Genomic DNA, 20,021 nt, shown 5'->3' with positions numbered 1-20,021 from the left:
CTACCATTTTACCATGAATAGGCCTTTATGCCACTAACCGACTTCCTTAGAGAATGAAAAGCAAAAGTATTGTAAAGTAAAAATGCCGTTGCCTTTCTGTCATCTGCATACAAATGACAGAAAGGCAACGGCAGCCATTGGCTATTCCATATGTACTTGCAACTGTTTTAAGGTGTCTTCCGCAGCATGCTGTTCCGCTTCTTTTTTGGAACGCCCCATGCCAATCCCGTATGCTTTGTGATCGATGAATACTTTTGCCACAAATTCCCGGTGGTGGGCAGGTCCCTTCTCCGAAACAATCCGGTACTGAAGATCGCCCATGGAGTGTTTTTGCACATACTCTTGCAAAAGGGTTTTATAATCCGACAAAACGCTGCTGTCGATTTCTGCCAGATGCGGGAATACGTATACCTGCATAAACTGTTTGACGACAGCAATTCCCTGATCCAAAAACAGTGCCCCGACAAACGCTTCAAACACATCCGCCAATAATGCCGGACGCTGCCTTCCGCCGGACAATTCTTCCCCTTTTCCCAATAAAATACAATGATCAAACTGCAAACGCTTGGCAAAGCCTACGAGGGAAGGTTCACAGACAATGGATGCCCGAAGCCTTGTCAGATCTCCTTCCGGCATGTCAGGGTATGCAAGATACAGATATTCGCTGACGACAAGCTCCAAGACCGCATCACCGAGAAACTCCAGCCGTTCATTATCTGCCAGTCCGCCCAGTTTATTCTCATTGCGATAGGACGCATGCGTAAACGCTTGTTTCAACAAAGCCACATCTTGAAAAGGAAGTTCCAACTGTTGCATAAGTTTCTGAAAAGAATCTGACAACATAAACACATCCATTTTAAAAATGTTCCCCGGCACAAGTGCCAGGGAAGGATTCACTTTACTCTTTATATTGTTTAAAAATAATGGAAGCATTATGCCCGCCAAAACCTAAAGAGTTGGACATGGCAATCTCGACATTCGCATGTCTGGCTTCATTCGGTACATAATCCAAATCGCAATCAGGATCCGGATACTCATAGTTGATGGTCGGGGGAATGATCCCATGTTTGATCGCCAGAATGGAAGCGATCGCTTCAATGCCTCCCGCCGCGCCAAGCAGATGTCCGGTCATTGATTTTGTGGAACTGATGGCTACTTTATACGCATGCTCGCCAAATGCTTTCTTGATCGCCAGCGTTTCGAATTTGTCGTTAAAATCGGTGGACGTTCCATGTGCATTGATATAATCCACTTGGGACGGATCAATACCGGCATCCCGCAACGCTTCACGCATCGCCCGCGTAGCGCCTTCTCCTTCCGGAGCAGGCTGTGTCAAATGGTACGCGTCTCCGCTCATGCCATAGCCGATAACTTCGCCATAAATCCTGGCGCCTCTTGCCAACGCATGATCCAATGATTCGAGGACGAGAATTCCCGCGCCTTCACTCATGACAAATCCGTCACGTTCGCGATCAAAGGGTCTGCTTGCCTTTTCCGGTTCGTCATTTCGCTGGGATAACGCACGCGCAGAAGAAAACCCTGCAAGCGCCAACGGAAGAATCGTCGCTTCCGCACCGCCTGTCAGCATGACTTCCGCATGTCCGCGCTCGATGATTTTATACGCGTCGCCGATCGCATTCGTCCCTGTTGCACAAGCGGAAACCGGAGAACTATTCGGCCCTTTGGCGCCGAGTGTGATAGACACTTGGCCGGATGCCATGTCGCTGATCATCATCGGAATAAAAAACGGACTGACGCGTTTCGGGCCTTTTTCCAACAGGATCTGATGCTGTTCCATCAGCGTGGATAAACCACCGATGCCGGATCCGATATAAACGCCGATTCGTTCCGCATTCTCTTCCGTGATTTGCAGATCCGCATCTTGTACGGCCATTTTGGCGCCTGCTACTGCAAGCTGGGCAAAACGATCCATTCGTTTTGCTTCTTTTTTATCCATAAAGTCTTCAGGATTGAATCCCTCGACCATCCCCGCAATCTTTGTCGGATAATCGGAAACATCAAAGCGATCAATCACCCGAATCCCGGATTTTCCTTGTATCAATGAATTCCAAAACGTATTCACATCATTTCCGACAGGAGTCAATGCTCCCATACCGGTGACAACCACACGTCTTCTCATTCGATCACCCTTGCCTTTTGCATTGTAAAGGAATCGTCCCGCTTGTAAAACGGGACGGATTCCTTATATGTGTGATACATCGTCTTACGCTTGATGTGCTTCGATGTACTTCACAACCTCACCAACCGTGGTGATCTTTTCAGCGTCCTCATCAGAGATTTCCAAATCAAACTCATCTTCGAGCTCCATCACGAGTTCCACAACATCCAACGAGTCTGCACCAAGATCTTCTTTGAAAGACGCTGCTAAAGTTATCTGTGATTCATCGACACCTAAGCGATCTACCACGATGTTTTTTACGCGATCGAAAATATCGGACATGCTCTCACCTCCTCCCAAGATTATACTACATCACCATACCGCCGTCGACATGCAAGGTTTGCCCTGTCATATAAGCGGAATCTTCAGATGCCAAGAAGAGAACGACTTTTGCCACATCCTCCACTTGCCCAAGTTTTCCAAGCGGTATTTGATCATACAATTTTGCCTTGACATCCTCTGCAAGTGTTGCGGTCATATCTGTCTCAATATAACCAGGCGCAACCGCATTGACCGTAATATTACGGGATGCAAGCTCTTTCGCTGCCGTTTTGGTCATGCCGATGACACCGGCTTTTGCCGCCACATAATTCATCTGGCCGGGATTGCCCACGACGCCGACAACGGAAGCGATATTGACAATCCGCCCATATCTTTGCTTCATCATCGGTCTTGCTGCCGCCTTGATGCAGTGAAACACGCCTTTCAAATTGGTATCGATCACTGCGTCCCATTCCTCTTCCTTCATGCGCATGAGCAGATTGTCCCGCGTTATGCCGGCGTTATTGACCAGGATATCGAGCTTCCCATATGTATGTAACACTTGATCGAACATCGGCGCAACTTCCTCGACGCTTGCGATATTCCCTTTTATGGAGATCGCTTGACCGCCGCCGGCAACAATCTGTGCTACCACTTCTTCAGCCGCTTGTGCATTTCCTGCATAGTTGACTGCAACACTCGCACCTGCTTGCGCCAATTGCAGACAAATCCCTCGTCCGATCCCTCTTGACCCGCCGGTAACAAGCGCCACACGCCCCTGCAACGGTTTTTCCATCTTCATCCTTCCCTCCTTTTCCCGTCATAAACAACTACTTTACGATACCTATGTCAACCTGCACGTTGCAAACATGCACGTTCATGGTTTTCGAAATTACAATTTCTCAATATCATTCGGCTCTTGAATCGAAATTACCTGAACAGATCGATCAATTTTTTTCACCAATCCTGCCAGGACGGTACCCGGTCCGATTTCGACAAATCGGTTCACACCCTGTGCAAGCATCGTACGAATGGAATCTTCCCAAAGCACAGAAGAATATACTTGTTCGACGAGGAAGCGCTTGATTGCTTCCGCTTGCCGGATCGGCTGTGCCGAAACATTTGCGACGACGGGAAACTTTGCGTCTGCAACCGCCACATTTTGCAGCGTTTGCGCTAATCGGTCAGCAGCCGGACGCATTAATGACGAGTGAAACGGCCCGCTGACAACGAGCGGAATGACGCGCCTTGCCCCCCGTTCACCGGCAAGTTTGCCTGCCCTTTCAACAGCCGCAGCTGTTCCGGAAATCACGATTTGGGATGGGCAATTGATATTTGCCAGTTCTACCGCCTCACTGCCGATCGAAGCTTCTGCGCAAACATTCGCCAGTTCGCTGCGTTCCATCCCCATTACGGCAGACATGGCTCCTTGACCTGCAGGAACCGCTTCATCCATAAAGCGTCCGCGGGCATGAACCAAACGAACGGCATCTGCAAAGGACAACGCTCCTGCAGCAACAAGCGCCGAATATTCTCCCAAACTATGTCCGGCAGCAAGTGAGCAGACAATGCCACGGCTTTGCACCAACTGCAGCAATGCAATGCTTGTCGTCAAGATCGCCGGCTGTGTATAATACGTCAATTTCAATTGGTCTTCCGGACCTTCAAAACAAATGTTCGACAGCGAAAACCCCAAAGCGGCATCCGCTTGTTCAAAAATGGTTCGCGCTTCCGAAAATTGATCATATGCTGTTTTTCCCATACCCACAAACTGCGAGCCTTGTCCGGGGAAAAGAAATGCTGTCGTCATGTTCTTATCTCCTTTGCCGACAAATATCACCAGCGAATTAACGTTGCACCCCATGTGAGTCCGGCGCCGAACCCAACAAGTATGACAATATCATCCGCTTTTATTTTGCCTGCCCGATTCGCCTCATCCAAGGCAACCGGTATCGATGCAGATGAAGTATTTCCATATTTATGTACATTCACATACACTTTGTCTTCTGTCAAGCCAAAACGTTTCATGGCGCTTTCGATAATACGGTAATTTGCCTGGTGCGGAATCAACAGGCTAATGTCTTCTTTGGCGAGTCCGGCTTTTGCAAGCACGGATTCCGTTGCCCGATCCATCACCTTCACGGCAAACTTGAATACTTCCCGGCCGTTCATCCGAATGAAATGCTGGCGCCCTTCCACTGTCTCCCGGGAAGAAGGATTGCGGGAACCGCCGCCTTCCTGCATGAGCAGCGCCCCTGCCGAGCCATCGGAACCAAGCTCAAAGGAAAGCAGTCCTTTCCCTGCTTCACTCGGCCCTAAAACAACAGCGCCGGCAGCATCGCCAAACAGGATGCATGTGCTTCTGTCCGTATAGTCGGTAATCCGGGTCAACATATCGACACCGATCACTACCGCATATTTGTAGGCGCCTGTTCGAATCAAAGGCGCCGCCACATTCATCGCATAGGTAAACCCGCTGCATCCGGCGGATAAATCAAAAGCCGCCGCTTTTTTCGCACCGAGCCGATCTTGTACGAGACAAGCAGTCGCAGGGAACAAATAGTCTGGCGTAACGGTAGCGCAAATAATCAGATCCACATCTTCTGCCGCGATATTCGCCTGTTCCAACGCCTTCTTTGCCGCTTCGACCGCATAATCGGAGGAGGCTTTATCCGGATCGGCGATGCGGCGCTCCTCAATTCCTGTCCTTGTACGGATCCATTCGTCATTTGTATCAACCATTTTTTCAAAATCCGCGTTCGTCAATCGACGCTCCGGTACAGCTGATCCCGTCCCTAAAATTCGTACCCCGCTACTCATTTCGGCTCGTCATCTCCCATATGTTTCAATTCCCGTATCGTTTCCACTACATTTCCCTTGACACATTCATATGCCTGACCGATGGCATTATGTATGGCACGAGCATTGGAGGATCCGTGCGCTTTGATGCAGATCCCTTCGATGCCAAGCATCGGCGCTCCGCCATATTCCGCATAATCAAATTTCTTTTGCATCCGTTTAAATTCCTGCTTGACCAAAAGCGCTCCCAATTTTGTCCGCCAGTTCGCCAGAAATGTGGATTTCAATTCCCGCAGCAGCCCTGAACCGATCCCTTCATAGAACTTCAGCACCACATTTCCGATAAAGCCGTCACATACCACAACATCCACTTCGCCGGAAACCAAATCCCTCGCTTCAATATTCCCCACAAATCGGATGCGATCGGAAGCTTCGAGCAGCGGGTATGCCTGCTTTGTCAATTGGTTTCCTTTCGCAGCTTCTGTTCCAACATTTAACAGACCTATACGAGGTTTGTCAATGTGCTGCACGCGATTCATATACAAATAGCCCATTTCCGCATAATCCAACAGGTGTTGGGGAGATGCATCCATATTGGCGCCGCTGTCGAGCAACATCACGCTTTTGCCTGCGAGCGTCGGCAGGATCGACGCTAATGCGGGACGTTCGATGCCTGCCATCCGGCCCACGATCAACAAGGCGGTTGCCATAAGCGCACCTGTATTCCCGGCGGAAATCAACGCTTCCGCTTCTCCGTTTTTCACCATTTCTCCACACAAGACCATTGATGCTTCTTTTTTTCGACGAATCGACTTCACCGGTTCATCTTCGGCAGTAATCCATTCTTTTGTGTGTCTGATGTGTATGCGTGAATGGCCTGCTTTCAAAAATGGCTGAATCCTTTGTTCATCGCCGACGAGGACAATTTCAAGATCCTTCCACGTTTGGACCGCCGATAACGCTCCCTCTACAATCACTTGCGGGGCTCGGTCGCCCCCCATCGCATCAACTGCCAACTTCATGATTCGTACCTTCCTCCCATTTGCGCAGGCGTACGACAAGAAATGTCCCTTCGAACACGACATCATCGCCCGCTTTGGTAATCACGCGAACTTGGATCCGATCCCGTTTGCCGCTTTCTACGACTGCTTTGCACACGAGCCGCTCTCCTTGCAAAACCGGACGCAAGAAACGAACATCGGCAGTTGCAGTGACCGCAACATCTGTATCCATAAGGGCGATTGCCAGTGAATTCGCTTGTGCAAACAAATGATGACCACGCATCATTTTGGTTTTTGCAAACACATGTTCCGTTCCAACATCCAAAATCGAAATTCCATATGTATTGAATTCCAGATCAATGATTTCTCCGATGACTTCCGTTGCATCTAACGTCCGTACATTCGCCCGCTGCATTTTTGCAACAGCCTTGATTCGTTCGCGCACTTCTGGAATACCTAATGCCAAACGGTCCAGCCGAACCGTCTGTACACTGACCTGAAACCGTTCCGCCAATTCTTCGTCCGTCAAAAAAGGTTCATTTTGAACAATGTCTGTCAACATTTGCTGCCGTTGTTTTTTGGAATATGCCACTCTACCCCTCTTTCCAAAACAGAAGATAGATTTGCACCCGTTATCTCATTTCATTTTTATAACCTGGTACTATGGACAGTATATAGAATCTGTGTGTATCCTACAACCCGCTTTTATAAAAATGTATGGTGTAAAAACAACAAAAGGGAAGATTCACCAATCGGTATCGATGGAATCTTCCCTTTTTATTGTGTAAACGTATCAATGCTCATGGCAAAGTGCTTACGCTTCAATTACGGAGCGTCCTTTGTAATGCCCGCAATTTTTGCAAACGCGATGCGCCAATTTCGGCTCATGGCACTGTGGGCACTGAACGATGCCTGGAGCTTCCAATTTCCAATGAGAACGACGCATACGTTTACGAGTTTTAGACGTTCTATGTTGTGGTACTGCCATTGTCAGAACACCTCCTTACAATTCACAAGACTCACATAACAAACGATTCACAAATCATTCGTCTTGTTGAAAAAACTTTGCCAAGTCAGCCAATCGAGGATCAACCCGGCGTGTATCACATGTACAAGTCTGGACATTTTTATTGATGCCGCAAACCGGACATAATCCTTGGCAAGAATCACTGCACAAAGGCCGATAGGAAATCGCCAAAACAGCTGCTTGTTCTAAGTATGGATCAAGTTCGATGGCGTCAGACACCAAATGAACCTGGTCGTCATCTTCATCCACTTTGTCCGGATCTTGCACAAACCGTTCCACTACCGCAACGGCAACCAGTTGTACTGTCGGAGTCAAACAACGGGAGCAATAATAGGTGATCCTGGTATCCATCTGTCCCTGAATCGTACACATTTGATCATGGATCGATGCGCACACAGCAACGTGTGCAGGATCGATTTGCGCAATCTGCGAATGCTCTTCAGCAAGCCGGCTCAAATCAAAGGAATCTTCAAGGCAAACAGGCTCAGTGTGATCACTCACATCTCGCCAACGCAAAATCATATGAATCACCTCATAGACAACATTGTTGATTATATAGATAGATTGTTCAATTGTCAATGATGGTATCAATTGCTATAATCTGCATAAAGAAACCTTCCCCTTAAATATGGGATTCTTTTGCGCAAATTTTCGATAGTATACACGAGAGAAGGCGAATTCATGCGGATAGCCGGAATTGTTGTCGAATATAATCCCATGCATAACGGCCATGCATACCATCTGCAACAAACCAAGGCGATCACCGGTGCCGCCGGCATTGTCGCTGTGATGAGCGGAAATTTTCTGCAGCGTGGCGAGCCGGCGCTCGTCGACAAATGGAGCCGTACGCAAATGGCATTGCAAAACGGCGTAGACCTCGTGCTTGAACTGCCGTTTGTGTTTGCCAACCAGAATGCAACACAGTTCGCATATGGAGCCATCGCTACTCTCGATGCACTGGGAATTGTCGATTCCCTTTGCTTCGGTTCGGAAGCGGGAGACATTGACCCTTTGCAGCATATCAGCCGTGAACTTTTGCAGCCATCGGCACACTTTCACGCAGCTTTTGAACATTATAACGCATTGGGACACTCATTTCCAAAAGCAATGGCAGAAGCATTAGGGTCGCTGCAGCTTGGTGATGTCACGGACGATTTGGTGAAAAAGCCGAATAATGCCTTGGGAATTGCGTATTTACAGGCCATTCAAAAACTTAAAAGCGCAATCAAGCCATATACGACAACCCGTATCCATGCGGATTACCACCACCCCTACGCGGATCACGAGTCCATCGCCAGCGCAACAGCCATACGAAACATGATTTTGCAACATCGATCCGATCATTCGTTCTCGGCTGCTCAACCATTTATTCCGGCAACTACCCTTCATATATTGCAGGACTGTATTCTATCCGGAAAACAATTGCAGACATGGGAAGCTTTTTCGCTCCCGCTGTTTGCAAAACTCGAAACCTTGTCCGCGCAGGAATTGGCCATGCACGTGCACATCGACGAAGGACTTGCCGCACGCATCAAACAAGCTGTCCGACAATGCACAACCGTCACCGAGCTCATTCGATACACGAAAACCAGGCGTTATACCTGGACCCGTATCCAACGGTCGCTGACATCCGTACTGCTGGGCCTTACCAAGCAATCATTGCGGGAAATAAGCGCCGAGCAAGGACCTTCCTATATTCGGATTCTGGGATTTAATGAGACCGGCAGAAAGATGCTAAAGCAAGCGCGGAAGATCAGCCGTTTGCCGATCCTGACAAATCTCGACAGCACCGCCGATCCAATGCTTGCCTTTGATCTGCAAGCTGCGCGCATCTACGCCCGCAGCTTCTGGAACGACAAATCTTTCCTGCTGCGTGAATTCCAGCCGCCTGTCATGGATGTTCGGGGAGCTGTTTCAGATATTCAATCGCATCCGCCAACGTCCGCACCGGAACAATCTTCATTTTCGTGCCAATAGCCTTTGCTTCGGCAATGGCTTTTTTCTCATTGGTGTCCGTTTTTCGGATATCTTTCGGAACGAAGAATATATCGGCATGCTCCCGATCCGCTGCGACGATTTTATGTTCGATTCCGCCGATCTGGCCGATATGTCCGCTCGGATCGATCGTTCCCGTGCCGGCAATCCGATACCCTTTGGTCAAGTCCCGATCGGCTAATTGATTGACGATTTCGACGGCAAACATAAATCCGGCAGACGGACCGCCGATGTTCCCTGTCTTGATCTGAATTTGATAGGGCGTCTCCGTTTTGATAACCGTTCCCGGCGTGATCCCCAACCCTGCCTTATTCGCTGCCACAGGGCCGTTTTCTTGATGGTTCTGCAAATTCATCAATTGGACTTGCGCATCTTGCACCGTATGATTTCGCTCAAATGTAAGCGTCACTTTCGCACCTGGTTTTTTGTTTTTCAACGCCTGCAGCAACTGTTCGCTCGTCTGGATCGGATAATGGTTGATGCTTTGGATGATATCACCCGTCTTCAAGACAGACTTCGCGTGGGAATCAGGCAGAATCGACAACACTTCCACACCCAGATACCTGACTGTGACCGGCTTTCCCAGATAGCTCAGCGCGGACGCAACCGCATTTTGCTTGGCCGAATCCATCATGTATTGCTGTGTGTAATGATAATCCGCCTCGCTCATCCCCGGATCGACTTCACTTTTTTTCTTGACCTCGCTGTTGCTCTGGGCCAATCCGTACAAAAAATAATACACATTGCTCGCACGCAGCATCGAAACCGTTGTCAACATAAATGTTCCCTTTTCGATCTTGTGACCGCCTTCCACCGTGATGATCGGCTGCAACGATTCGGCGCTGCCCGGATACTCGACGAAATACGGAAGGGGAACGACTGCGCCAAGTATGAGCAAAATGGCAATACAGACCCCACTGATCTGCAATCCGAGCTTCCGGCGAAATTGGGGTTGTGGTCCGGTCATATCTCCTGATACTCCTCTCTCTCATCTTCCGCTTGCCGAATGCATTCCAGCAATGCGTCTGCCTGATCGCGCATTGCTTGTCTGCCCAATTCAATGCATTCTTCGACATCGGTAAATGCTGTTGAGCTGATATGTCCAACGTTTGGACGGATGAGAAAATCCGCTTCCTGGCTCCGCATTTTTATAATTTCCCGCTCCATGATGTCGATCGACTGCAAGATGACATCAAAAATGGATTTGACCGGTGGCAATTGGTCATATAATCCTACATCGACGCCGACGACGATATCCGCACCCATATCCCGCGCCACACGGATCGGTACCCGATCAATCACACCGCCATCGATAAACAAGCGGCCGTCAATTCGGGCCGGCACAAAAATTCCCGGGATCGAAATACTGGCGCGAACCGCTTGATACACAGGCCCCGACTGAAAAACAACACGCTCCCCATTTTCCAGATCTGTTGCCACAACCGCCAGTTTTACCACCAGGTCCTCGAAATTCAATCCTTTTGTCAACAAATGCAGCATTTCTGTAACTTTCCCGCCTGTGACAAACCCCATTTTCGGCATGGTAAAATCCAGCAAATGTCTGCGTTTCATGTGCAAAGCCAATGATTCAATATAGCGCAATCCCATTCCGGACGCATAAAACGCCCCCACAACGCTCCCCATCGACGCTCCTGCGATTCCGTATATGGGTACGCCCAATTCTTCCAGCACTTGCAGCACACCAATATGTGCATACCCCCGTGCACCGCCCGATCCCAGCGCCAAAACAATCTTCGGTTGTTTCACATGACATCTCCCCCGACAAACCGGACTGTTCAATAACTTATATGTAAAACATCGCTTTTTTAGGACATGTGTCGGTATTTGTTCCGCAATTCCCGCCAGACGGGATCCGGCACCAAATCCTTCACATCGCCCCCATGCCTGGCGATTTCTTTGACGAGACTTGATGATATATACGAATACTGTGCATCTGTTGGAATAAAAAACGTCTCTGCACCTGCATACAATTTTCGATTCATGAGGGCCATCTGCAATTCCGCTTCGAAGTCGGATACGGCACGCAGCCCTTTTATAATCACATCCACATGATTTCGTCTCACATAGTCCACCAACAAACCTGGAAAACTATCGATTTGTACATTTGCCAAGTGTTGTACAGATTGCGCAATAAGAGTCTTGCGTTCTTCCACTGAAAACAAAGGATTCTTCTGCGGATTCACCATGATCGCCACAATGACCCGATCAAATACGCGGGCAGATCGTTTGATAATATCCAAATGTCCCAGTGTGATCGGATCAAAACTTCCAGGGTAAATCGCTGCTCTCATTTTCATTCCTCCGTCTTCTTTTGATAAATCGTTACACCCGTATCCCCATAGACCACGTACCGAATTTGCACAAATTCACCAATCTCGTCAGGCAGCCGAACGCCCGCATCGTGTTCCGCAACAATTTTGGCGCGATCATTTACAAGGCGCTGCTCCTGCAACTGCGAAATCAATTCGGGGATCGTATCATATCGATAGGGAGGGTCCAAAAATACCAAATCATAGCGTTTGTCTTTTTTGGCGAGTATCGAAATCGCCCGTTTCGCGTCATTTCTATACACTTCCGCTTGTGTCAAAAAACCGCATTCCGCTAAATTTTTTTTGATCACATGCAAACTCTTTGGTTCGATATCGATACAAGTGGCTGTTTCCATTCCACGGCTCAGCGCCTCAATCGCCAGCGCCCCCGTACCTGCGTATGCATCCAAAACATGGCCCTCTTCGAAAAACGGGCCGATCATATTAAAAATCGATTCTTTTACTTTATCGCTCGTCGGACGTGTCGATTGCCCCGGCACCGCCGCCAATCTCCGCCCCTTGCAAATTCCGGCAATGACTCTCATCTCATGTTCACCCCAAAAAAACTGTACAATTGTAACTCTACCATATTCGATCGTGTAAAGAAAACTTGGCATGTGCCAAGCGACAGCGCAGGCAGATGCCAAGTTGCACTTATACGATCTCCTTATGGTTTTTTTTCAAAATCGTGTAAAGAAAACTTGGCATGTGCCAAGCGACAGCGCAGGCAGATGCCTAGTTGCACTTATACGATCTCCTTATGGTTTTTTTTTCAAAATCGTGTAAAGAAAACTTGGCATGTGCCAAGCGACAGCGCAGGCAGATGCCTAGTTGCACTTATACGATCTCCTTATGGTTTTTTTTTCAAAATCGTGTAAAGAAAACTTGGCATGTGCACAAGAAGTACAATAACACAGAAGTCAGAATAATTTTAGAAGCATGTATAAATTGACTATTTGCGTTCCATACTGTCAAATGTCAGCAGAATATGTTGACTTTCAACCGCGGAGATGACTTAGGTTCCCCATAAGCTCTCTCCGGTTTCTCCTCTCCCAGTTTGCAGCGGATGTGATACATACGAGTGACAACTCATTTTTTACATCCAATGCAAAAGCCCCTCGTGTACCCGGACGAGGGGTTTTTATATGTCTTTTAAATGTCCTTTTATATGTGCCCGCTGCGGTATGCGGATATGTCCGCGAAAGCTTGTCGCATTGTTTCATCCGCCTAACGCAGCAAACAATCATCGCACCAATTCCCCGATTCGCTGGCCCATCCGCAGGGTTTGCCCGGAAAACAAACCTGGTTCAGGCACCAGAACTCCTCGCGGAAACAAAAGGATGACAGTCGAACCAAATTCAAACCGACCACACTCCTGCCCTTTTCCATATTCCACAGCAGACGGCAATTCACAGTGTATCAATTGGCCTCGTTTTACATTGGTGCGGGCATTCCCGTACTCCACGACGACGCTGCCGACAATTGTCGCACCCACTTTCACAAGGGCAAATTCTCCATATGGACCTTTAAAATACGTAATAATCCGTTCGTTTTTGGCAAACAGACCGGGAACGTACTTCACACCCAGCGGATTTACCGGATACAAGGAACCTGGAACATATGTGTACATGCTTGGTGTTCCCGCGACAGGCATATGGATGCGATGATAATCTGTCGGACTTAAATATATGGTGATAAACCATCCGCCCTCATATACATTCTGTTTCTGCACATCTGCCAATAACTCAGCAACCGTATATGTAACGCCTTTCGCCTGAATCAATTTGCCATCGCGAATCACGCCGAACTGGGCAACTGTTCCGTCAACCGGACTGACGATCGAATGTGCATGCGGATCGATCGGTCGAACATCCGGAAGCAACCGCCGCGTAAAAAATTCTGTTAATGATTGATATTCATGTGGCTTTTTTTCAATTTGTGTCAAATCGATCTGAAACGCTTTGATATACAAAGGGATAAAAACACGGCTGAACGAACTGCGGGCAAATGTTCCCGCCAGGCGCGACAACAGATGTTTCGGCAATACACGTACTGCCATAAATTTGATACGATCCGACCATGCCGGTTTTCCCACGTTTTCATTCTCCTCACGTATTGCATTTGAAATTTCAGCAAGATTTCAACAAGCTGCCATTATGCGATCAACCCCGAAAACGGCCTCGAAAATTTATACTTTCTAAGTATAGAATCACTATACATAAGTTCGAAAGACATCGCAAAATATAACAAAATATAAAAGCAACCAACCAAAAAGGAGGCATATTTTATTATGGCTTTTTTTCCCGAACAATTGGAACAAGCTGTCCAAACCATGAATACAGGTCTTGATCGTTTGAGCCATGGAATTGAAACAATAAATGGCCTGCCAGCAGATACATACATGGAATTTTCCCGAAATATCCAGATGCTGCGGGATACAGTTCAGTATTTGTCGCAGCACATTATGGAATTCAAGCATGAACAACAAACGGCAACCGAAATGGGAAAACGCGTAGAACTCGCCAATCAAAACACCTCCCGAATTTAACCGTTCAATCCTGCAGTGGTGCCATAAGGACGTTCGTCTGCTTGAGAAATTGAAGCAATCCTTGGTATTCGGGATGCAGCCAAAATCCAGGGTCTCGCAACAAAGCGGCTACCTCTTTTTGCGCCACTTCCATGATGCGAATATCAGAAACCAGATCCCCCAATCGAAATTCCGGCAATCCAGACTGCCGAAATCCAAAAAACTCCCCCGGTCCCCGCAACTGCAAATCTTTTTCCGCCAATACAAAACCGTTTGTCGTCTCTACCATTGCCCGCATTCGTTCTCTCCCCGTCTGTGTTTGGGGATTTGCGAGCAAAATGCAATAGGATTGCAAATTGCTTCTGCCAACCCTGCCGCGCAACTGATGGAGCTGTGCCAACCCGAAGCGTTCCGCATTGTAAATGACCATGACCGTGGCGTTCGGGACATTGACGCCAACTTCGATGACCGTTGTCGATACAAGAACTTGCAATTGATTGGCCAAATAGGACCGCATCACTTGCTCCTTCTCCTGGCCGGAAAGTTTCCCGTGCATGAGCCCTACTTGAAACCCTGCCAGCTCTTCACACATTCGTTCATATACAAGCGTGGCGCTTTCCACATCTTCCAGCTGTGTGGATTCGTCAATGAGCGGACAAACAATGTAGGCTTGTCTTCCTTTCGCCAATTCTTTGCGCATCAAACGAATACAGTCATCTTCCCGCTCCTGTGTAATCCAATGTGTGCGAATCGGTACGCGTCCTGCCGGCATTTGATCGATGACAGAGACATCCAGATCGCCAAAAAGCGTCATCGCCATGGTACGGGGAATCGGAGTGGCCGACATAAACAAGACGTCCGGACTATGGCCCTTTTGCCTAAAGATCGCTCGTTGACCGACGCCGAACCGATGCTGTTCGTCTGTGATGACAAGGCCTAACCGCGCAAAGGATACGCGCTCTTCCAACAGTGCATGCGTGCCGATTACGATATCGATGTCGCCTGCCATAAGCCCTGCCAATACTTTGCGCCGTTCCGATTCCTTCATGCTCCCCGTCAATAACGCTATATTGCAATCGAATTCCCGGAAGAGGGACTTCGCTGACTGAACGTGTTGTTCTGCGAGAATTTCCGTCGGCACCATCAAAGCAGATTGGTAGCCATCGCATTTCATCAAATGCATCGCCAGAAACGCAATCACTGTTTTGCCTGAGCCTACATCTCCCTGCAGCAAGCGGGTCATCGCTTCTTTTGCGCGCATATCATAAATGATTTCCTTGCATGCGCGTTCTTGCGCCGATGTCAAGGAAAAGGGGAGATGTTCAAGGAATTTCCGGACATCATCCCCTTTGCAAGGATGGGCAATTCCTTTGTTTTCGTAACGATGCATATAGCGGAATGCCTGAAGCTGGCATTGAAACAGAAAAAACTCTTCAAAAATCAAACGGCGCTTGGCCTGTTTCAATTCTTGTCCATCTTTTGGAAAATGCATGGAACGAACGGCATCCACTCGTTCCATCAACTGATATTTCTTACGGATGGAAAATGGAAGTATGTCTTCTAGTTGTGCAGTATACTGTTTTAATGCCTGGGAGATCAACGTTCGCAAAATTTTTTGCGTAAGCTCGCCGCGTATGCGATACATTGGCACGACCCGTCCGCTATGAATCGAATCAGAGGGCTTATGCCAATCGTGTTGAGCTACAGTGACGCTCCTGCGTCTTGCATCATATTTTCCCGTAATGGTAATGTTTCGGCCAGGCGCCATTTGTTCTTTTAAATACGGCTGATTAAACCAAACGGCTGATATTGACACATTCTGATCGCTTAGCACAGGGACGACAAGCGTCGCTTTACGTCCGCGATACCGAAGCGAAGGCATCCCGTTGACAACACCGCGCACGGTGATGCGCGCGCCATCGGTGTATAAAGCAGGTTCGGCCAACTGACGATCTTCATAACGAAACGGATAATACAACAGCAAATCTTCAATTGTGAAAATTTCCAAACTCGCCAAATCCCGCTGCCTTACTGGCCCAACGCCCGCCAGATGGGTAACGGGAAGCTCGGATACCCGCATACGTTCATCACCTGAATTCGTTTCCGTACAATTTCTTTTCAATCGCTTTGGCCGTAGGAGTATCTGCCAGCCCTCCAAGAGCCGTTTCCCGCAATTCGACCGGCATGATACGACCCACATGATACATAGCTGACACCACTTCATCCGGCGGAATCACGCTTTTCATGCCGGCAAGCGCCATGTCGGCGGCTGTCAATGCGGCTACGGCAGCAAAGCCATTGCGTATGATGCAAGGAACTTCTACTAATCCGGCGACCGGATCGCAGACGAGACCCAGTACATTTTTCAACGCCAGTCCTGCACTGATGATCACTTGTTCCGGTGTGCCGCCAAAAAGCTCCACCACACTTCCGGCAGCCATCGCCGTGGCGGATCCGGTCTCTGCCTGGCAGCCTCCGCCGGCACCGGAAATCGATGCGTTATTTGCAATCACATACCCGATTGCGCCTGCCGTAAACATGGACTGGATCAATGTCTCTTTCGGGATGTTATGAACACGGCCAATGCTGACCAAAACACCGGGTAAAATTCCACAGGAACCGGCCGTCGGCGTTGCCACTACCCGACCCATCGCCGCATTCACCTCAGAGACAGCCAACGCCATCGACATCGCCAAAGCAGCTTGACTGCCCAAGACGGATTTGCCGTCCTTTTGATAGTCGTATACTTTTTTGGCGTCCCCGCCTGTGAGACCGCTGTGGGAACGAACCGTTGCCGTCACACCTTGCTCAACCGCTTCTTCCATCACTTCAAACTGCAGTCCCATTTTTGAGAGGATCGTCGCGCGCGACTCACCTGTCTCACGCATTTGTTCCTCTATCATGATTTGGGAAATTGGCTTATTTTCCGTTGCAGCCAAATCGGACAATTCCCGTAATGTTGAAAATCGCATACGATCACCTCATGAAATTGGAGCTCTTATAAAATACGTCTATAAACATACATAAGCTACTCGTAAAACTTCCGGAATCCTTTCCAACACCTCACAGGCAGTCGCACTGATCGGGAGATCTGCCTCCATAATCATCAACGCTTGTGCGCCAGGAGCAAATCTGCAAACTTCCATATGTGCAATATTGTAGTTGTGTGCCGCAAGTGATGCTGTCACCTGTGCAATCACGCCTTTTTTATCCATGTGCAAAATTGCCAGTGTTGGTCCCACTGCCGCCATACTTACTTTAAATCCATCAATATCCAGAATTTCAATCGCACCGCCACCAATGGAAATGCCTGTCACGTCAAGCGTTCTCCCGTTTCCCCGCAACTGAATACGGGCAGTATTGGGATGTGAAACGATTTCCTCGGAAGTCCGGAACTGCACTTCCACACCGGATTCTTTCGCAAGTTGCAGCGATTGTTTGATGCGGTCGTCAAATGTGTCAAAGCCGAGCAGTCCGCCTGTGAGGGCAACGTCCGTACCGTGTCCGCGATAAGTGCGGGCGAAGGATCCGTATAACGTAATACAAGCATGCTCCGGTTGATCACCGAACAATTGGCGCGCCACGCGGCCAATCCGAGCGGCCCCCGCCGTATGGGAACTGGATGGCCCGATCATAATGGGCCCGATAATATCAAAAACTTGACGAAATGACATATGCTATCCCCTGCCCCGGCAAGCGAAAAACATTCCTGCCACAATGTGGAAGGAATGCCGTTCACTCATTATTCGACACCAATCAAAAACGGATACAGCGGTTGGCCGCCTTCATGCAATTCGAATTCAACCGCTCCAAACTGCTCTTTGGCAAAGTCTACAAATTGCTCCGCCTGCTCCATTGTTACGCCTTCGCCGTAGAGAACAGTCACAAGTTCACGATCTTCCGACACCATTTGCCGAAGCAGATGGATCCATACCGTTTGCAAGTCGCCGTCGACAACCGCGATTTTTCCTTCCACCATTCCCAAATAATCGCCCGTACGAATCGTTTTCTCCTGATAGTTGGAATTCCGGACCGCTTGGGTAATTTGTCCTGACAGAACTTTGTTGCATGCTTCCGTCATGCTCGCTGCATTATCATCTGCCGTCTTATTTTTATCAAAAGCCATAATAGCGGCGATTGCCTGCGGTATCGATCGGGTCGGTATGACTCGAACAGCATCTCCAAGCATCGACCGACACTGTTCTGCCGCCATAATAATATTCGGATTGTTCGGAAGGACGAATACGGTTTGTGCCTTCGTACGTGCAATCGCACACATGATATCCTCCGTACTTGGATTCATCGTTTGTCCTCCTTCCACAAACTCCTGTACGCCGATGCTTTTCAGGAGTTTGCGGATCCCATTGCTTGCTGCAACGGCGATGATCCCGTACGGATCGGGGATTGAAATCCCGGTTGACACGGTTTCGAGCGGGCGATCCGTTTTCTGATCATTTGTTGCTTGTTCGTTTGTTGCCTGTTCATTCGCTTCTTCCGCCAGCATATGGTGCTGATGTGTCATATTGTCAATCTTGATATGTGTCAAGCTCCCGTACTCCAACGCCGTTTCCAACACAAGGCCGGGGTGTTCGCTATGAATGTGAACTTTGACAAGCCCATTCATTGCCACAACCAGCAAAGAATCACCATGTGCTTGCATGCGGGCGGAAATTCTTCGCTCTGCCTGCTCATCAATAAAGGAAGATGGTTCGCCGATGTCCAAATGGATCATAAACTCGGTACAGTATCCGTATTCACCTTCGTGTGCGATATGTGCACCTGCAATATAGGGCTGCCGTTTGTGTACCGACTCTGCCGCATGATCAGATGCATCAGACAACTGCTCACCGCAAACAAAATTTAAAAAGCCGCGATAAATAAAGACAAGACCTTGTCCGCCGGAATCGACAACGCCCGCCTGCCGCAAGACAGGCAACAAATCAGGGGTTCGTTGCAGGGAAGCCTCCGCTTCCCGTACGATAATCTCCAGAACGCTGCGCAAATCATCCGTTTGCCGCGCTGTTTTTGTCGCTGCTTTGGCTGCATCCTTTGCAACTGTCAATATGGTGCCTTCGACCGGCTTTGCAACTGCGCGGTAAGCCGTATCCACCCCACTCTGCAATGCCTCGGCAAATGCTTTCCCGTCCATTTCATCCGAATTAGAAAGCGCTTTCGCAAATCCTCGAAACAGCTGTGACAGAATCACACCTGAATTTCCCCGTGCACCCATCAACAAACCGGTTGCCAGAGCTTCCGCCAAGCGGCCAATGGGCTTCTCTTTATACTTGCTTAATTCATTTACTCCGGATGTCATTGTCAATGACAGATTCGTTCCTGTATCTCCATCGGGAACAGGAAATATATTTAACGCATTCACCGCGTCTTTCCCAGACAATAGCGATTGATGTCCCGCCAGGATCATTTGCGTGAAATCCTGTGCAGACAAACGAGTATAACTCAATGCAGAACCTCCTTTTAACGCTCTTCGGGAACACGAACACCTTGTACAATTACATTGACGGCAGAAACCTCAATCCCCAGCATATCCTGCAATGTATAGCGTACTTTATCCATTACATTATGCGCAACTTCGGAAATCTTCGTTCCATAACTTACGATAATATATACATCGACAAACAACCGCTCGTCAAGAATTCGTATTTCAACTCCCCGCCCGGGATTTTCACGGCCGAGAAACTCGTTAAAGCTATCCTTGACTTGTTTGCGCGATACCATCCCAATCAATCCATAACAATCCATCGCTGCCATTCCTGCAACAGTTGCAATCACATCTTCTGCAATCGAAACATTCCCCAACTCTGTCCGGATAATTTTCGGCATCTATGTACACCTCCGAAGGGATCCATCAAAACACGTTCATCAGTTTTTCGTATACTGCAAG

22 protein-coding genes are annotated in these 20,021 nt (G+C 48.6%); 2 read left to right on the top strand and 20 right to left on the bottom strand.

From position 1 onward, the window contains the following. Positions 1 to 141 precede the first annotated feature (141 nt). From rnc to LSG31_RS15085, 10 genes are all read right to left on the bottom strand, one after another. A complete protein-coding gene (rnc, locus tag LSG31_RS15130; protein ID WP_347435913.1) occupies positions 142 to 840 on the bottom strand; it encodes a ribonuclease III in 699 nt (232 codons plus the stop codon). 58 nt (positions 841 to 898) lie between these two features. Continuing rightward, on the bottom strand, positions 899 to 2,140 hold the full coding sequence (gene fabF, locus LSG31_RS15125; protein WP_347435912.1) for a beta-ketoacyl-ACP synthase II: 1,242 nt from the start codon (positions 2,138 to 2,140) through the stop codon (positions 899 to 901). 84 nt (positions 2,141 to 2,224) lie between these two features. Then, complete coding sequence (gene acpP / locus LSG31_RS15120) at positions 2,225 to 2,461, bottom strand: acyl carrier protein (protein WP_347435911.1); 237 nt, start codon at positions 2,459 to 2,461, stop codon at positions 2,225 to 2,227. 25 nt (positions 2,462 to 2,486) lie between these two features. Next, complete coding sequence (fabG, locus tag LSG31_RS15115) at positions 2,487 to 3,242, bottom strand: 3-oxoacyl-[acyl-carrier-protein] reductase (RefSeq protein WP_347435910.1); 756 nt, start codon at positions 3,240 to 3,242, stop codon at positions 2,487 to 2,489. Between the two features lie 90 nt (positions 3,243 to 3,332). Continuing rightward, entirely contained in the window at positions 3,333 to 4,250 is a 918-nt protein-coding gene (gene fabD / locus LSG31_RS15110; protein ID WP_347435909.1) for an ACP S-malonyltransferase, read from the bottom strand. Between the two features lie 26 nt (positions 4,251 to 4,276). After that, complete coding sequence (locus LSG31_RS15105; protein WP_347435908.1) at positions 4,277 to 5,260, bottom strand: beta-ketoacyl-ACP synthase III; 984 nt, start codon at positions 5,258 to 5,260, stop codon at positions 4,277 to 4,279. Further along, on the bottom strand, positions 5,257 to 6,261 hold the full coding sequence (gene plsX / locus LSG31_RS15100) for a phosphate acyltransferase PlsX (protein WP_347435907.1): 1,005 nt from the start codon (positions 6,259 to 6,261) through the stop codon (positions 5,257 to 5,259). The genes LSG31_RS15105 and plsX overlap by 4 nt, the downstream gene beginning before the upstream one ends. Then, the gene (gene fapR / locus LSG31_RS15095) at positions 6,245 to 6,832 is read right to left on the bottom strand and encodes a transcription factor FapR (protein ID WP_347435906.1); all 588 of its coding nucleotides are present in this window, start codon (positions 6,830 to 6,832) and stop codon (positions 6,245 to 6,247) included. The genes plsX and fapR overlap by 17 nt, the downstream gene beginning before the upstream one ends. A 222-nt stretch (positions 6,833 to 7,054) precedes the next feature. Then, positions 7,055 to 7,228, bottom strand: coding sequence for a 50S ribosomal protein L32 (rpmF, locus tag LSG31_RS15090; protein ID WP_347435905.1), 174 nt, complete (start codon positions 7,226 to 7,228; stop codon positions 7,055 to 7,057). A 54-nt stretch (positions 7,229 to 7,282) separates the two neighbouring features. Continuing rightward, positions 7,283 to 7,789, bottom strand: a complete 507-nt coding sequence (locus LSG31_RS15085) for a YceD family protein (protein WP_347435904.1) — start codon at positions 7,787 to 7,789, stop codon at positions 7,283 to 7,285. A 159-nt stretch (positions 7,790 to 7,948) separates the two neighbouring features. On the opposite strand from LSG31_RS15085, the gene LSG31_RS15080 reads away from it, so the two are divergent. After that, a complete protein-coding gene (locus LSG31_RS15080) occupies positions 7,949 to 9,244 on the top strand; it encodes a nucleotidyltransferase (RefSeq protein ID WP_347435903.1) in 1,296 nt (431 codons plus the stop codon). Here the strand turns inward: LSG31_RS15080 and LSG31_RS15075 are convergent. The 5 genes from LSG31_RS15075 to asd all read right to left on the bottom strand — a co-directional run bounded on the left by LSG31_RS15075 (position 9,159) and on the right by asd (position 13,687). Then, the gene (locus LSG31_RS15075; protein ID WP_347435902.1) at positions 9,159 to 10,229 is read right to left on the bottom strand and encodes a SepM family pheromone-processing serine protease; all 1,071 of its coding nucleotides are present in this window, start codon (positions 10,227 to 10,229) and stop codon (positions 9,159 to 9,161) included. The two genes, LSG31_RS15080 and LSG31_RS15075, sit on opposite strands and share 86 nt — an antisense overlap. Then, complete coding sequence (locus tag LSG31_RS15070; RefSeq protein ID WP_347435901.1) at positions 10,226 to 11,029, bottom strand: patatin-like phospholipase family protein; 804 nt, start codon at positions 11,027 to 11,029, stop codon at positions 10,226 to 10,228. Before LSG31_RS15070 ends, LSG31_RS15075 begins: the two co-directional genes overlap by 4 nt. A gap of 59 nt (positions 11,030 to 11,088) precedes the next feature. Next, complete coding sequence (gene coaD, locus LSG31_RS15065) at positions 11,089 to 11,574, bottom strand: pantetheine-phosphate adenylyltransferase (protein ID WP_347435900.1); 486 nt, start codon at positions 11,572 to 11,574, stop codon at positions 11,089 to 11,091. Between the two features lie 2 nt (positions 11,575 to 11,576). Next, positions 11,577 to 12,137: a 16S rRNA (guanine(966)-N(2))-methyltransferase RsmD gene (rsmD, locus tag LSG31_RS15060; RefSeq protein ID WP_347435899.1), complete on the bottom strand. Its 561-nt coding sequence runs from the start codon at positions 12,135 to 12,137 to the stop codon at positions 11,577 to 11,579. A gap of 698 nt (positions 12,138 to 12,835) precedes the next feature. Beyond that, positions 12,836 to 13,687 carry an archaetidylserine decarboxylase gene (gene asd, locus LSG31_RS15055; RefSeq protein ID WP_347435898.1) on the bottom strand — a complete coding sequence of 284 codons (852 nt, stop codon included), beginning with the start codon at positions 13,685 to 13,687 and terminating at the stop codon, positions 12,836 to 12,838. Positions 13,688 to 13,882: 195 nt separating this feature from the next. Between asd and LSG31_RS15050 the strand changes: the two genes are divergently transcribed. Next, positions 13,883 to 14,140, top strand: a complete 258-nt coding sequence (locus tag LSG31_RS15050) for a hypothetical protein (protein WP_347435897.1) — start codon at positions 13,883 to 13,885, stop codon at positions 14,138 to 14,140. A 4-nt stretch (positions 14,141 to 14,144) separates the two neighbouring features. Here LSG31_RS15050 and recG read toward each other — a convergent pair whose 3' ends face one another. The 5 genes from recG to LSG31_RS15025 all read right to left on the bottom strand — a co-directional run bounded on the left by recG (position 14,145) and on the right by LSG31_RS15025 (position 19,960). Then, complete coding sequence (recG, locus tag LSG31_RS15045; protein WP_347435896.1) at positions 14,145 to 16,199, bottom strand: ATP-dependent DNA helicase RecG; 2,055 nt, start codon at positions 16,197 to 16,199, stop codon at positions 14,145 to 14,147. Between the two features lie 7 nt (positions 16,200 to 16,206). Beyond that, positions 16,207 to 17,091: an L-serine ammonia-lyase, iron-sulfur-dependent, subunit alpha gene (gene sdaAA / locus LSG31_RS15040; RefSeq protein WP_347435895.1), complete on the bottom strand. Its 885-nt coding sequence runs from the start codon at positions 17,089 to 17,091 to the stop codon at positions 16,207 to 16,209. A gap of 39 nt (positions 17,092 to 17,130) precedes the next feature. Beyond that, the gene (gene sdaAB, locus LSG31_RS15035) at positions 17,131 to 17,793 is read right to left on the bottom strand and encodes an L-serine ammonia-lyase, iron-sulfur-dependent subunit beta (protein WP_347435894.1); all 663 of its coding nucleotides are present in this window, start codon (positions 17,791 to 17,793) and stop codon (positions 17,131 to 17,133) included. 68 nt (positions 17,794 to 17,861) lie between these two features. Further along, positions 17,862 to 19,580 (bottom strand): DAK2 domain-containing protein, encoded by a 1,719-nt coding sequence (locus tag LSG31_RS15030; protein WP_347435893.1) that lies wholly within the window; start codon positions 19,578 to 19,580, stop codon positions 17,862 to 17,864. A gap of 14 nt (positions 19,581 to 19,594) precedes the next feature. Beyond that, a complete protein-coding gene (locus LSG31_RS15025; RefSeq protein ID WP_347435892.1) occupies positions 19,595 to 19,960 on the bottom strand; it encodes an Asp23/Gls24 family envelope stress response protein in 366 nt (121 codons plus the stop codon). Positions 19,961 to 20,021: the final 61 nt, after the last annotated feature.

It is taken from the genome of Fodinisporobacter ferrooxydans (genome assembly GCF_022818495.1).
In the GTDB taxonomy this organism is placed as follows: domain Bacteria; phylum Bacillota; class Bacilli; order Tumebacillales; family MYW30-H2; genus Fodinisporobacter; species Fodinisporobacter ferrooxydans.
Note: the sequence above shows the minus strand (reverse complement) of the source record. Positions and strands in the feature narration are given on the sequence as shown.

Bases quoted from the DNA above. Each gene is read 5' to 3' on its own strand.
- LSG31_RS15085 (WP_347435904.1), bottom strand. From the start codon at position 7,789: ATGATTTTGCGTTGGCGAGATGTGAGTGATCACACTGAGCCTGTTTGC.
- LSG31_RS15080 (WP_347435903.1), top strand. From the start codon at position 7,949: ATGCGGATAGCCGGAATTGTTGTCGAATATAATCCCATGCATAACGGC.
- LSG31_RS15105 (WP_347435908.1), bottom strand. From the start codon at position 5,260: ATGAGTAGCGGGGTACGAATTTTAGGGACGGGATCAGCTGTACCGGAG.
- recG (WP_347435896.1), bottom strand. From the start codon at position 16,199: ATGCGGGTATCCGAGCTTCCCGTTACCCATCTGGCGGGCGTTGGGCCA.
- LSG31_RS15050 (WP_347435897.1), top strand. From the start codon at position 13,883: ATGGCTTTTTTTCCCGAACAATTGGAACAAGCTGTCCAAACCATGAAT.
- fabF (WP_347435912.1), bottom strand. From the start codon at position 2,140: ATGAGAAGACGTGTGGTTGTCACCGGTATGGGAGCATTGACTCCTGTC.
- rsmD (WP_347435899.1), bottom strand. From the start codon at position 12,137: ATGAGAGTCATTGCCGGAATTTGCAAGGGGCGGAGATTGGCGGCGGTG.
- fabD (WP_347435909.1), bottom strand. From the start codon at position 4,250: ATGACGACAGCATTTCTTTTCCCCGGACAAGGCTCGCAGTTTGTGGGT.
- LSG31_RS15025 (WP_347435892.1), bottom strand. From the start codon at position 19,960: ATGCCGAAAATTATCCGGACAGAGTTGGGGAATGTTTCGATTGCAGAA.
- fabG (WP_347435910.1), bottom strand. From the start codon at position 3,242: ATGAAGATGGAAAAACCGTTGCAGGGGCGTGTGGCGCTTGTTACCGGC.
- acpP (WP_347435911.1), bottom strand. From the start codon at position 2,461: ATGTCCGATATTTTCGATCGCGTAAAAAACATCGTGGTAGATCGCTTA.
- sdaAB (WP_347435894.1), bottom strand. From the start codon at position 17,793: ATGTCATTTCGTCAAGTTTTTGATATTATCGGGCCCATTATGATCGGG.
- plsX (WP_347435907.1), bottom strand. From the start codon at position 6,261: ATGAAGTTGGCAGTTGATGCGATGGGGGGCGACCGAGCCCCGCAAGTG.
- sdaAA (WP_347435895.1), bottom strand. From the start codon at position 17,091: ATGCGATTTTCAACATTACGGGAATTGTCCGATTTGGCTGCAACGGAA.
- rpmF (WP_347435905.1), bottom strand. From the start codon at position 7,228: ATGGCAGTACCACAACATAGAACGTCTAAAACTCGTAAACGTATGCGT.
- LSG31_RS15075 (WP_347435902.1), bottom strand. From the start codon at position 10,229: ATGACCGGACCACAACCCCAATTTCGCCGGAAGCTCGGATTGCAGATC.
- coaD (WP_347435900.1), bottom strand. From the start codon at position 11,574: ATGAGAGCAGCGATTTACCCTGGAAGTTTTGATCCGATCACACTGGGA.